The sequence below is a fragment of the Streptomyces sp. NPDC006458 genome, from assembly GCF_040612135.1.
In the GTDB taxonomy this organism is placed as follows: domain Bacteria; phylum Actinomycetota; class Actinomycetes; order Streptomycetales; family Streptomycetaceae; genus Streptomyces.
In genome coordinates, this window is the sequence record NZ_JBEXPR010000005.1 from 18,041 (window position 1) to 30,974 (window position 12,934).

At 68.2% G+C, this 12,934-nt stretch carries 9 protein-coding genes and 1 pseudogene; all 10 read left to right on the top strand.

Going from position 1 to position 12,934, the window contains the following annotated elements; all coding sequences use genetic code 11:
* Positions 1 to 134 precede the first annotated feature (134 nt).
* The 10 genes and pseudogenes from ABZZ79_RS08270 to dxs all read left to right on the top strand — a co-directional run bounded on the left by ABZZ79_RS08270 (position 135) and on the right by dxs (position 12,822).
* Positions 135 to 953, top strand: coding sequence for a YhjD/YihY/BrkB family envelope integrity protein (locus ABZZ79_RS08270; protein ID WP_356687768.1), 819 nt, complete (start codon positions 135 to 137; stop codon positions 951 to 953).
* Between the two features lie 255 nt (positions 954 to 1,208).
* Positions 1,209 to 1,615, top strand: a pseudogene (locus ABZZ79_RS08275) (glycoside hydrolase family 92 protein); the annotation flags it as partial.
* 512 nt (positions 1,616 to 2,127) lie between these two features.
* On the top strand, positions 2,128 to 3,585 hold the full coding sequence (gene ngcE, locus ABZZ79_RS08280) for an N-acetylglucosamine/diacetylchitobiose ABC transporter substrate-binding protein (protein ID WP_356687769.1): 1,458 nt from the start codon (positions 2,128 to 2,130) through the stop codon (positions 3,583 to 3,585).
* A 111-nt stretch (positions 3,586 to 3,696) separates the two neighbouring features.
* Entirely contained in the window at positions 3,697 to 4,626 is a 930-nt protein-coding gene (locus tag ABZZ79_RS08285) for a sugar ABC transporter permease (protein ID WP_356687771.1), read from the top strand.
* A 20-nt stretch (positions 4,627 to 4,646) separates the two neighbouring features.
* Entirely contained in the window at positions 4,647 to 5,594 is a 948-nt protein-coding gene (locus ABZZ79_RS08290; RefSeq protein WP_356687773.1) for a carbohydrate ABC transporter permease, read from the top strand.
* A 354-nt stretch (positions 5,595 to 5,948) separates the two neighbouring features.
* On the top strand, positions 5,949 to 7,148 hold the full coding sequence (locus ABZZ79_RS08295) for an ROK family transcriptional regulator (RefSeq protein ID WP_356687775.1): 1,200 nt from the start codon (positions 5,949 to 5,951) through the stop codon (positions 7,146 to 7,148).
* 120 nt (positions 7,149 to 7,268) lie between these two features.
* The gene (locus tag ABZZ79_RS08300) at positions 7,269 to 8,381 is read left to right on the top strand and encodes a substrate-binding domain-containing protein (protein ID WP_356687777.1); all 1,113 of its coding nucleotides are present in this window, start codon (positions 7,269 to 7,271) and stop codon (positions 8,379 to 8,381) included.
* A 206-nt stretch (positions 8,382 to 8,587) separates the two neighbouring features.
* Positions 8,588 to 9,379 (top strand): ATP-binding cassette domain-containing protein, encoded by a 792-nt coding sequence (locus tag ABZZ79_RS08305; protein WP_356687779.1) that lies wholly within the window; start codon positions 8,588 to 8,590, stop codon positions 9,377 to 9,379.
* Complete coding sequence (locus ABZZ79_RS08310) at positions 9,376 to 10,668, top strand: sugar ABC transporter permease (protein ID WP_356687781.1); 1,293 nt, start codon at positions 9,376 to 9,378, stop codon at positions 10,666 to 10,668. Before ABZZ79_RS08305 ends, ABZZ79_RS08310 begins: the two co-directional genes overlap by 4 nt.
* A gap of 231 nt (positions 10,669 to 10,899) precedes the next feature.
* Positions 10,900 to 12,822, top strand: a complete 1,923-nt coding sequence (gene dxs / locus ABZZ79_RS08315; RefSeq protein WP_356687783.1) for a 1-deoxy-D-xylulose-5-phosphate synthase — start codon at positions 10,900 to 10,902, stop codon at positions 12,820 to 12,822.
* The last annotated feature ends 112 nt before the right edge of the window (positions 12,823 to 12,934 follow it).

A 12,934-nucleotide genomic window follows, 5' to 3' on the forward strand; every position in this document is an offset into this window, starting at 1 on the left:
CGATCGTCCTGGAGGGCACGACGGCCAGGATCAACCGCGAGCGTGTCGTCAGGACGCTGACGTTCTGGCTGCGTCCCGCCTTCGCGCTGCGCGTCCTCAGCCGCTTTCAGAAGATCATCGGCTTCGACCGGGCGATGGCGCTGGCGTCGAGCGCCCTCACCGCGCTCGTCCCGCTCGTCATCCTCACCGGCGCCGTCCTGAGCAACTTCGTGCACATCGACGCGGCTCAGCGGATCATCCAGCGCTACGGCCTCACGGGAGCGGGCGCCGACGCGGTCGACGCCCTCTTCTCCCCGACGGAGAGCGCGAGCACCGGCGCGGGTCTCTTCGGCGTGATCTTCCTGACCATCTCGGTGCTGAGCTTCGCCCGTGCCTCGCAACGGCTGTTCGAGCAGACCTGGGACCTGAAACCGCTGAGCGTGCGCAACTCGCGCAACGGCCTGTGGTGGATTCTCAGCCTGGGCGGCTACGCCCTGGTCACCGGGTGGATCTCCACGGTGATCGGCGGGCGGGAACTGGGGCTGCTTGCGGCGGCGTGCGAGGCACTGGTGACCGCCGTGTTCCTCGTCTGGAGCGGCTGGATCCTGTCGGCCAAGCGCGTCCCCTGGCCCGAACTGATCCCCTTCGGTATCACCGCGGCCGTCCTGACCTGCGGCTACTCCCTGTGGGCGACCTTCTATCTGCCACGTCTGTTCAACGCGTACGCCGCCCGCTACGGGGCGGTGGGCGCCGTCTTCGCGATGCTCTCCGCGCTGTTCGCGGTCATGTTCTTGCTGGTCGCCTCCGCCGTGCTGGGCCGTGAGGTGCGCGCGGAGCTCGACCGCATCCGGGAGGGCCGCCGCCCCTCCGAGCACGAGGTCCGCCGCGAGTGGGACGACCTCGTCGAACAGACCCGCGCCCGCTGGCGCAAGGCCCGCGCCGACGCCGCCTCCCGCCGGAAGCAGGACGGCTAGTGTCCCAACAGGCAACGCTCGCCCGTCGCCTGCCGGGGCATGGCCGCGGTTCGGCGAACCCCCGGCCGCCGGGGCGCTCGGGGCGGACCCGGTGGCCGAGAGCCGAGTGGGTCACCGGGTCCGCGAGCCGTGACGAGCCACGGGCCGATGCGGCCCCGGGGGAGCGGCCCGTCCGGGTGATGAAGTGGCTTGTGTGCTTGACGCCGCGTCCGCGACAACGTTGTCGAATGGTCTGTACATGACTCTACCGTCCCAACCTTCATCTGGCCGGCTCCCCCGAACGGGCGCCCCGACAACGCCACCGGCGCCGGTCGGACGATCCGACTCCCGCAGCCCGCGGCCGCGTTGTCCTTCGTGGGCAGCGCGGTCAACTTCGATCAGCGCGCCGAGGCCACCGCCACCTACACCGACGGCGGCACGGCGACGGCCGAACTCGCCTTCACCGACTGGACGATGGGCGGCGGCCGGGGCAGCGTCCAGTACGGCGACGAGGTCGTCGCGCGCACCGCGTACCGCGATGTGGCGGGAGCCGGCCGCGCGACCCGGTGGCGAGCCATGTCTTCGCCACGAAGGCGTTCCAGGCACCGCAGGGCAGGACGGTCCGGAACGTGACGCTGCCGCGCGAGGCGGACCTGCGCGTGTTCGCACTCGCCGTGGGCTGAGACCCGCGGTGTGCGGTCCGGGGGGCGCGTCGCGGTCGACGCGCCCCCCGGACCCAGCCCGTGCCTCGCCGCTTCCCGTGCACCGAACGCCGGAGGACCGGACCCGCGTAGTACGGGTCCGGTCGCTCCGGCCGCCGACCGCCCGGAAGGCAGTGGGGGCCGGCCAACTCCGGACAACGTTGTCAACTTCGTGCGCAGGGTCAAGTAGGGGCTCAAGTGCTCAGGCATGTCAAGGGTGTTGACTGTGGCGTCCGGGGGTATTGCCGCGAATTCCTCCGGTCGTGACCGCTCGGGCCGCGGATATTTCCGTGAGGTCTCAACTCGGAAAAGACCAACAGCCAACCTTGCATTCGATCTTGCTCCATTGGCGGGAAGTGGACTATACCTGTCGGCTATCCCGGACCTTCACCTGAGTCCCGGAGCAGTTCGTGCACGACCCAGCTTGACGCCACCGCGGTGCCGGCGAGGATCCGGTTCACCGCCTGAGTCCTGGAGAAGGCGAGGACTTGAGCATGGGATCCACTTCCGCCGAGAAAAATGGTGCCGACAACTCCGAAGCGGGTGTCGGCCGCCGCGATCTGATCAAGCGGTCCGCCGCACTGGGCCTGATCGCCGTGCCGTCGATGGCCTTCCTGTCCGCATGCGCGAGCGGCGGCGGGGGCGACGAATCGGGTGAGGACACCAAGGGCGAGACGTCCAAGGACAACCCCTTCGGTGTGAAGAAGGGCGGCAAACTCGACGTCGTCATCTTCAAGGGCGGTTACGGCGACGACTACGCCAAGGCGTGGGAGGCGAGCTTCCAGAAGAAGTGGGGCGTCACCTCCGCCCACACCGGCACCCAGGAGATCACCGGAAAGCTCCAGCCGCGCTTCAACGGCGGCAACCCGCCGGACATCGTCGACGACTCCGGCGCGCAGAAGATCAAGATCGACGTCCTCTACAAGAACGGCCAGCTCCTCGACCTCGCCGCGGTCCTGGACGCGCCCTCGGTGGACGACCCCTCGAAGAAGGTCCGCGACACCCTGATCCCCGGCACGCTCGACGCGGGCATGCAGGAGGGCAAGGTCGTCGCCCTGAACTACATCTACACGGTGTGGGGCCTGTGGTACTCCGGCAAGCTCTTCAAGGAGAAGGGCTGGGAGGAGCCCAAGACCTGGGACGACTTCCTGGCCGTCTGCAAGGACGCCAGGTCCCAGGGCATCGGCGGCCTCGCCCACCAGGGCAAGTACCCGTACTACATCAACGTCGCCATCATGGACCTGATCGCCAAGACCGGCGGTCTGGACGCCATGAAGGCGATCGACAACCTCGACCCCGAGGCGTTCGTCGGCTCCGACGCCGCGAAGGCCGCGGTCGAGGCGGTCTACGAGGTCGTCGAGAAGGGCTATCTGCTGCCCGGCACCAACGGCCTGACCCACACCGAGTCGCAGACCCGCTGGAACCAGTACAAGGCGGCCTTCATCACCTGTGGTTCCTGGCTGGAGAACGAGCAGCTGAAGCAGACCCCGGCGGACTTCGACATGAAGTTCATGCCGATGCCGCTGCTGCCCGACAGCGCCATGCCCTACGAGGCGATCCGGGCCGGCTCCGGCGAGCCGTTCATCATCCCCGCCAAGGCCAAGAACCTCCCCGGGGCGCAGGAGTTCATGCGGATGATGCTGTCCCGCGAGTGGTCGACGCTGTTCGCCAAGGAGGCGAACTCGCTGACCATCCTCAAGGACGGCGTGGACCCGAGCGTCCAGCTGCGGCCGGGCACGCAGTCCACGGTCGCGGCGTCCAAGGCCGCCGGTGACAACACCTTCCGGTTCCTGTACACCGAGTGGTACAGCGAGATGGACACCGCCATCCAGAACGCGTCCAACGAGCTGATGGCCAAGCGCATCCAGCCCGCCGAGTGGCTGAAGCGGGCACAGGCCGCGGTGGACAAGGCGGCGAAGGACCCGGCGGCCAAGAACAACCGCCGGGAGTAGCGATTCCGGGTTTCGCCGTGGGGGCGCGGGGTTTGCTGCGGGCCGCGGGTTCGTCGTGGCCGATCGCGCAGTTCCCCGCGCCCCTTGAGGACGACAGGGGCAGGGTGTTCGATGCGTAAAGGGCAGTACCGGTTCGTCGCGGGGTTTCTCTTCGTCCCCGTGGCGTTGTATCTCGTCTTTGTGATCTGGCCCTATCTCCAGACGATCGGCTACTCGCTGACCGACTGGAAGGGCCAGTCCCAGACATTCAGGTTCATCGGTCTGGACAACTACAAGGAGTTGTTCCAGGACGACATCTTCATGGGTGCCATCTGGCACAACATCCTGTTCCTGGTGTTCATCCCGGTGATCACCATTCTGCTCGCGCTGTTCTTCGCGTTCATGCTGAACGCGGGCGGCCGCGGTCGGGCCGGCGGAGTGGCGGGCGTCGCCGGATCGAAGTTCTACAAGGTCGTGTACTTCTTTCCGCAGGTGCTGTCGCTGGCGATTCTCGCGGTGCTGTTCGGGGCCGTGTACCGCAGTGACAGCGGCGGCATGCTGAACGGCCTGCTGATGAAACTCGGTCTGGTCGACGAAAGCAGCCCGGTGGAATGGCTCAACGAGCCGAACATGGTGCTGTGGATGCTGATGCTCGTCGTGGTCTGGCACGGCGTCGGCTTCTATCTGGTGCTGTTCTCGGCGGCCATGCAGTCCATTCCGCGGGACATCTACGAGGCGGCGCTGATCGACGGCGCCGGGCGCGGCCAGTCCTTCTTCCGCATCACGCTGCCGCTGCTGTGGGACTCCGTGCAGACCGCGTGGGTGTACCTCGGCATCGCGGCCATGGACATGTTCATCCTGGTGTCCACGATGACCGCCGGGGAGTTCGGTGGTGGCCCCGACCACCACAGCGAGGTCATGGCGACGGTGATGATGCGCAACTTCCTCATCTACGGCAAGAGCGGCTACGCCTGCGCGATGGGCGTGGTCATGCTCGTGCTCACCCTGATCCTTTCCGTGGTCATGCTGCGGGCCACCCGCCGCGAGCGCATCGAGTTCTGAGCGGGAGAGAGACGACCGACATGAGCGCACCCATCGACGACACCGGCGCCCCCGTCAAGGAGGGCGCGGCCGTGCCCGCCCAGCGGTCCGTGGACAAGGTCCCCGTCCGGCCCGGCGGCGGCAGCCGCGGCGAGGGCGTCGTGCTGAACGGCTTCTCGCACGGCTTCCTCGCCGTGTGGGCCCTGCTGATCGTGCTGCCGCTGCTGTGGCTGGTGCTCAGCTCCTTCAAGACCGACGCCCAGATCGGCGGCTCGGCCTTCGGCTGGCCGCAGAACTGGTCCCTGGACGTGTTCGCGCGCGCCTGGGACAAGGGCATCGGCGACTACTTCCTCAACACGGTCATCGTGCTGGCCTTCTCGGTGCCGCTGACCATGCTCTTCGGCTCCATGGCGGCCTACGTCCTGGCCCGCTACCAGTTCTGGGGCAACCGGTTCCTGTACTACTTCTTCGTCGCCGGCGCGATGTTCCCGGTGTTCCTGGCCCTGGTGCCGCTGTTCTTCATGGTCAAGCGGCTGGACATGCTGAACAGCTACCAGGGTCTGATCGTGGTCTACGTCGCCTACTCGATGCCGTTCACCGTGTTCTTCATGCACGCCTTCTTCCGGACCCTGCCGACGGCGGTGTTCGAGGCGGCGATCCTGGACGGGGCCTCGCACGCGCGGACCTTCTTCCAGGTGATGCTGCCGATGGCCAAGCCGGGCCTGATCAGCGTGGGCATCTTCAACATGCTGGGGCAGTGGAACCAGTTCATCCTGCCCACGGTCCTGATGCAGCCGCAGAGCGGCGACGACCCCGAGCGCTACGTCCTGACCCAGGGCCTGATCCAGCTCCAGCAGCAGCAGGGCTACGCCACCGACCTGCCGGTCCTGTTCGCGGGCGTGAGCATCGCCATGATCCCCATGCTGGTCGTGTACCTGTCCTTCCAGCGCCAGGTCCAGGCCGGACTGACCTCGGCGACCCTGAAGTGAGCCGGGAGGACCGGACAGGCCGGCCCCAGTGGTGACCCGGGAGGACGGCACCTCCCTGTGGGCGAGGGCGGATCACCCGAATGGCCCTACCCGCGGCGACTTGTCCCGGGACCCCGGGGCCGGACGGGTACCCGCCCTGAAACGCCACGGAGGCCGCGCTTGAAGTAACCCACGGCTTTCACCCGAACGCACGCTGTTCCCGCCCCAGGGAGCGGTGTGCTTCGCCGTGTCCGTGCACCTCGAAATCGTTCAACCTCTTGACGGGAGGCAACCCGAACAGCTCAGCTTAGAGTTCACTAGTTGGACATTGACGGGGCCTCACTTGAAGCGGTCCCGCGCGCGCAGGAGGTCGTCGTGGAGACTCCGGGGTCGCAGTCGTCGCTGCACCGAGCCAACCTGGAGCGGGTGGTCCGAGCCGTCCGGCTGGCGGGATCCCTGACACAGGCGGAGATCGCGCGGACCACGGGCCTGTCCGCGGCGACGGTCTCCAATATCGTCCGCGAACTGAAGGACGGCGGAACCGTCGAGGTCACACCGACCTCGGCCGGGGGCCGCAGGGCCCGCAGCGTCAGTCTGAGCGGGGACGCCGGCATCGTCATAGGCATTGACTTCGGGCATACCCACCTCCGGGTGGCACTGGGCAATCTGGCCCATCAGGTGCTGGCCGAGGAGTCCGAGCCGCTGGACGTGGACGCGTCCGCCGCGCAGGGCTTCGACCGGGCGGAGGAGCTGGTCGGCCGCCTGGTCACGGTCACCGGCGTGGACCGGTCCAAGATCGCCGGTGTGGGTCTCGGTGTACCCGGCCCGATCGACGTGAAGTCCGGCCAGCTCGGCTCCACCGCCATTCTGCCCGGCTGGAGCGGTACGCGCCCCGCGGAGGAGCTGCGCGGCCGTCTGGGTGTACCCGTGCACGTCGACAACGACGCCAACCTCGGCGCCCTCGGAGAACTCGTCTGGGGGGCCGGCAAGGGCGTGCGGGACATGGCCTACATCAAGGTTTCCAGCGGTGTCGGATCCGGTCTCGTGATCAACGGGAAAATCTATCGCGGGCCTGGCGGCACTGCGGGGGAAATCGGACATATTACACTTGATGAATCCGGCCCGGTCTGCCGCTGCGGCAATCGCGGCTGCCTGGAGACCTTCGCGGCGGCACGCTACGTACTGCCGCTCCTCCAGCCCAGTCACGGTACCGACCTCACCATGGAAGACGTCGTGCGGCTGGCCAGGGACGGAGATCCGGGCTGCCGTCGGGTGATCGCCGACGTCGGCCGACACATCGGCAGTGGAGTCGCCAATCTCTGCAATCTGCTGAACCCGAGCCGGGTCGTCCTGGGCGGTGATCTCGCCGAGGCCGGGGAACTCGTTCTCGGGCCGATCAGGGAGTCCGTCGGCCGCTACGCCATCCCCAGCGCGGCGCGCCAGCTGTCCGTTCTCCCGGGGGCACTTGGTGGCCGTGCGGAGGTGCTCGGGGCGCTCGCTCTCGCCCTCAGCGAGGTGGGTGATTCGACCCTTTTGGACGGCACGCTGCCATCGGCCACGCCTGCCTTCACTTAGAGAACGGATGGCACCGTTGCCATCTCGTTAAGGATTTACTTCTTGACGTCGCACGTGCGGCCGAGTTGACTTCCAGCCACCTCGGCCGCAACGACGCGGCCTCGTCAGGGAGGTTTCTGAATGAACACGCGTATGCGTCGTGCCGCCGTGGCTCTCGCCGCCAGTGCGATGGCCGTATCCCTCGCCGCCTGTGGCAGCGCGGACAACGCCGACAGCGGCAGCGACTCTTCGCAGTCGGCCACCAAGGGTGACGACATCAAGGTCGGTCTTCTCCTCCCGGAGAACCAGACCGCCCGCTACGAGAAGTTCGACCGCCCGCTGATCGAGCAGAACATCAAGGAGCTGACGGACGGCAAGGCGACGATCGACTACAACAACGCCAAGCAGGACGCCAACCTGCAGGCGCAGCAGGTCGACACCATGATCACCAACAAGGTGGACGTCCTCATCCTGGACGCCGTCGACGCCAAGGCGATCAAGAACTCGGTCCAGAAGGCCGTGGACGCCGGCATCAAGGTCGTGGCCTACGACCGCCTCGCCGAGGGCCCGATCAGCGCCTACACGTCGTTCGACAACGTCCAGGTCGGCAAGACCCAGGGCGAGGCGCTCCTCGCGGCGCTGGGCGACAAGGCCAAGAGCGGCCAGATCGTCATGATGAACGGCTCCGTCACCGACCCGAACGCCGCCCAGTTCAAGGAGGGCGCGCACTCCGTCCTCGACGGCAAGGTGACGATCGGCAAGGAGTACGACACCAAGGAGTGGAAGCCGGAGAACGCCAACTCCAACATGGAGGCGGCCATCTCGGCGCTCGGCAAGGACAAGATCGTCGGCGTCTACTCCGCCAACGACGGCATGGCGGGCGGCATCATCACCGCCCTGAACGCGGCCGGCATCGGCGGCATCCCGGTCACCGGCCAGGACGCCGAGCTCGCGGCCGTGCAGCGCATCGTCGCCGGTGAGCAGTTCATGAGCGTCTACAAGCCGTACGCCCCCGAGGCCGAGGCCGCCGCGGCGATGGCCGTCGCGCTCGCCAAGGGTGAGGACCTGGGCACCGTCGCCAAGGACAAGGTCTCCAGCGAAAGCGCCAAGGACGTTCCGTCCATCCTGGTCCCCGTCACCTCGCTGACCGTGGACAACATCAACGACACTGTGATCAAGGACGGCGTCTACACCGCCGCCGAGATCTGCACCGGCAAGTACAAGGCCGCGTGCGACGAGGCCGGTATCAAGTAACACCCCCGGCAGGTCCTCACAGGTACGGGAACCCAGCGTTGAGTTCCCTGACCCGGACGGCCCGCCTCCAAGGCTCCTCCGGCGCCCCGCTCACACACAGCCCCGCAAGCTCGCGCGGGGCGCCGGACGGAACACCGCGCAGGGTCTCCCTGCGCCCACCCCCCAACTTTCTGCACTACCTTCCGCCGGGTCAGGCGGCGAAGGAGATGGTTCACGTGTCCGCTACGCCTGTTCTGGCGTTGCGCGGGGTCTCCAAGCGATTCGGTGCCGTCCAGGCGCTCACCGACGTAGAGCTCGAGGTCCACGCCGGTGAGGTGGTCGCCCTGGTGGGCGACAACGGCGCCGGAAAGTCCACGCTGGTCAAGACGATCGCCGGCGTGCATCCCATCGATGAGGGCGTCATCGAGTGGGAGGGCAAGGCCGTTTCGATCAACCGGCCGCACGACGCCCAGTCCCTGGGAATCGCGACGGTCTACCAGGACCTCGCGCTGTGCGACAACATCGATGTCGTCGGCAACCTCTTCCTCGGTCGCGAGGAGAGCAAGCGCGGCGTCCTGGACGAGGTCGAGATGGAGCGCCGCTCCCTCGAACTGCTGAAGACCCTCTCGATCCGCATCCCCAGTGTGCGTATCCCGATCGCCTCGCTCTCCGGCGGCCAGCGCCAGACCGTGGCCATCGCCCGGTCCATGCTCGGCGAGCCGAAGCTGGTCATCCTCGACGAGCCCACCGCCGCCCTCGGTGTGGAACAGACCGCCCAGGTCCTCGACCTCGTCGAGCGGCTGCGCGAGCGCGGCCACGCCGTCGTGCTCGTCAGCCACAACATGGCCGACGTCAAGGCGGTCGCCGACAAGGTGGCCGTACTGCGCCTCGGCCGCAACAACGGTGTCTTCGAGGTCAAGACGACCTCGCAGGAGGAGATCATCTCCGCCATCACCGGCGCCACCGACAACGCCGTGACCCGCCGTGCGGCGCGCACGAGTGGGGAGGTTTCCAAGTGAGCATCGACAAGACCTCCGCGGCAGAAACGACTCCGCAGGTGGAGAACCCCGAGGCGGCCTTCGGCTCGGACGTGGCCGTCGACCCGCGTCTGCTGGTGCAGGAGCAGGGCCTGGCCGGCTACGTCGGTGAGTTCAAGCGCAAGATGAAGGCCGGTGAGCTGGGCTCGCTGCCCGTCATCCTCGGCCTGGTCGTCATCTGCGTCGTCTTCCAGAGCCTGAACTCGGCGTTCCTCTCCGCGGAGAACCTGAACAACATCACCATCACGATGGTCGGCACGGGAATGATCTCGGTCGGCATCGTCTTCGTGCTGCTGCTCGGCGAGATCGACCTGTCGGTCGGCTCGGTCAGCGGCGCGGCCAGCGCCATCGCGGCAGTCCTGGCGGTCAACCAGGGCTGGCCCGAGTGGGCGGCCGTGCTGTTCGCCGTCGCCGCGGGCGCGGCCATCGGTGCCACGCACGGCTTCTTCTTCGCGGTCCTCGGCGCCCCGGCCTTCGCCGTCACTCTGGCGGGCCTGCTGTTCTGGCTCGGCTTCATGCTCCAGACGCTGGGCGAGAACGGCACGATCAACCTCGCCAGCGACGGCTTCATCGGCAAGCTGACCACGTACTACTTCAGCGACGTCGCCGCCGCGTACGGCCTGGCCGCCGTCGTGACCGGGGTGTTCTTCCTCTCCTCCTTCCTCGGCAACCGCCGCCGCGAGTCGGTGGGCATCCCCTTCCGTCCGCTGAGCGACACCCTGCTGCGGACCGGTCTGCTGGCGGTCGTCGCCTTCGCCGCGGCGGCCATGTACAACCAGTACAAGGGCCTGCCGCTGGCCACGGTGATCTTCCTGGTCTTCCTGGTGACGACCGACTTCCTGCTGCGTCGTACGGCGTACGGCCGCAAGATCTTCGCGCTCGGTGGCAGCGTCGAGGCCTCCCGGCGTGCGGGCATCAACGTCACCGCGGTCCGGATCTCGGTGTTCGCGATCTCCGGTGGTTTCGCCGCCATCGGCGGTCTGTTCCTGGCCTCGAAGATCGCCTCCGCGAACCAGTCCGCCGGTACCGGTGACCTGCTGATGAACGCGATCGCCGCCGCCGTGATCGGTGGTACCTCGCTGTTCGGTGGCCGGGGCCGCACCTGGAACGCGCTGCTCGGTGTGCTGGTCATCGTCTCGATCCAGTACGGCCTCCAGCTGGAGTCCATCGACGAGCCGGTGAAGTACATGATCACCGCCGGTGTTCTGCTCACCACGGTCGTCATCGACTCCATCACCCGCAAGACCCAGAAGACCGCCGGTCGAGCCTGACCCAGCGCCTTCGCGCCGTCGGGGCGCGGGCGGACTGGCGACTGTCGCTCCTTCGAGTGGCTTGTCGCGCAGTCCCCCGCGCCCCTTCGGGCGTTTTCCCCTGCGCCGTGTCCATGAGTAGAGCCGTTTGTGTGATCTATGAAGCGCGGGCCGGGAACCACGCGGCCGGGCGGAACATTAGACTCGACAACCCGGCAACAGCTCGATCAGCTCTACTGCAAGGAGGCACGGGTGCCGCTGCTGACCCGCATCACGGGACCGCGCGATCTGGACCGGCTCAGCCTGGAGCAGCTGGACCAGCTGGCTGAGGAGATCCGGACCTTCCTGGTGGACGCGGTGTCCAAGACCGGCGGCCACCTCGGCCCCAACCTCGGTGTGGTGGAGCTGACCATCGCCCTGCACCGGGTCTTCCACTCGCCGAAGGACAAGGTGCTCTGGGACACCGGCCACCAGTCCTACGTCCACAAGCTGCTCACCGGCCGGCAGGACTTCTCCAGGCTGAAGATGAAGGGCGGCCTGTCCGGCTACCCCTCGCAGGCGGAGTCCGAGCACGACGTCATCGAGAACAGCCACGCCTCCACGGTGCTGGGCTGGGCCGACGGCATTGCCAAGGCCAACGAGCTGATGAAGCGCGACAGCCACGTCGTCGCCGTCATCGGCGACGGGGCGCTCACCGGCGGCATGGCCTGGGAGGCGCTGAACAACATCGCCGACGCCAAGGACCGCCCGCTGGTCATCGTCGTCAACGACAACGAGCGTTCCTACGCCCCCACGATCGGCGGCCTCGCCAACCACCTGGCGACCCTGCGCACCACCGAGGGCTACGAGCGTTTCCTGGCCCGCACCAAGGACCTGCTGGAGCGCACCCCGGTCCTCGGAAAGCCGCTCTACGACACGCTGCACGGCGCCAAGAAGGGCCTGAAGGACTTCATCGCCCCGCAGGGCCTCTTCGAGGACCTGGGCCTGAAGTACATCGGCCCGATCGACGGCCACGACATCGAGGCCCTGGAGTCGGCGCTGGCCCGCGCCAAGCGGTTCGCCGGGCCGGTCATCGTGCACTGCCTCACCGAGAAGGGCCGCGGCTACCAGCCCGCCCTCCAGGACGAGGCCGACCGCTTCCACGCCGTCGGCAAGATCCACCCCGACACCGGACTGCCCATCGCCTCCTCCGGCGCCGACTGGACGTCCGTGTTCGGCGACGAGATGGTCAAGCTCGGCGAGGAGCGCGAGGACCTGGTCGCCATCACCGCGGCGATGCTCCAGCCGGTGGGCCTGGACCGCTTCGCCAAGCGCTTCCCCGACCGGGTCTACGACGTCGGCATCGCCGAGCAGCACGGCGCCGTCTCCGCGGCGGGCCTGGCCCACGCCGGTGTGCACCCCGTGTTCGCCGTGTACGCCACCTTCCTCAACCGGGCCTTCGACCAGGTCCTCATGGACGTCGCCCTGCACAAGTGCGGGGTGACCTTCGTCCTGGACCGGGCCGGCGTCACCGGCACCGACGGCGCCTCCCACAACGGCATGTGGGACATGTCGATCCTCCAGGTCGTCCCCGGCCTGCGGCTCGCCGCCCCGCGCGACGCCGACCAGGTCCGCGCCCAGCTCCGCGAGGCCGTCCAGGTCGAGGACGCGCCGACCGTCGTCCGCTTCTCCAAGGGCGCCGTCGGCCCCGCCGTGCCGGCCCTGGGCCGGGTGGGCGGCATGGACGTGCTGCGCGAGCCCGGCACCGACACGCCGGACGTGCTGCTGGTCTCCGTCGGCGCCCTCGCGCCGATGTGCCTGGAGATCGCCGGCCTGCTCGACAAGCAGGGCATCACCACCACCGTCGTCGACCCGCGCTGGGTCAAGCCCGTCGACGAGGCCATGGCCCCGCTCGCCGACCGCCACCGCGTGGTCGTCACCGTCGAGGACAACTCCCGCGTCGGCGGCGTCGGCTCGGCCGTCGCCCAGGCCCTGCGCGACGCGGGCGTGGACGTGCCGCTGCGCGACTTCGGCATCCCGCCGCGCTTCCTCGACCACGCCTCCCGCGGTGAGGTCCTCACCGAGATCGGCCTGACCGCGCCCGACATCGCCCGTCAGGTCACCGGCCTCGTCGCCCGGCTCGACGGCAGGTACGACCAGGCGACCGCCGTCGAGGTGGAACCCGCGCGCGACTGACCGCATGCACCCGGATGGGCCGGTTCTCGCCACTGTGAGAGTGGTGAAACCGGCCCGTTCGCGTGAAGGCGCTCGTGCCGGGGCATACGGAGTGCACCCCCTCTCGATCATG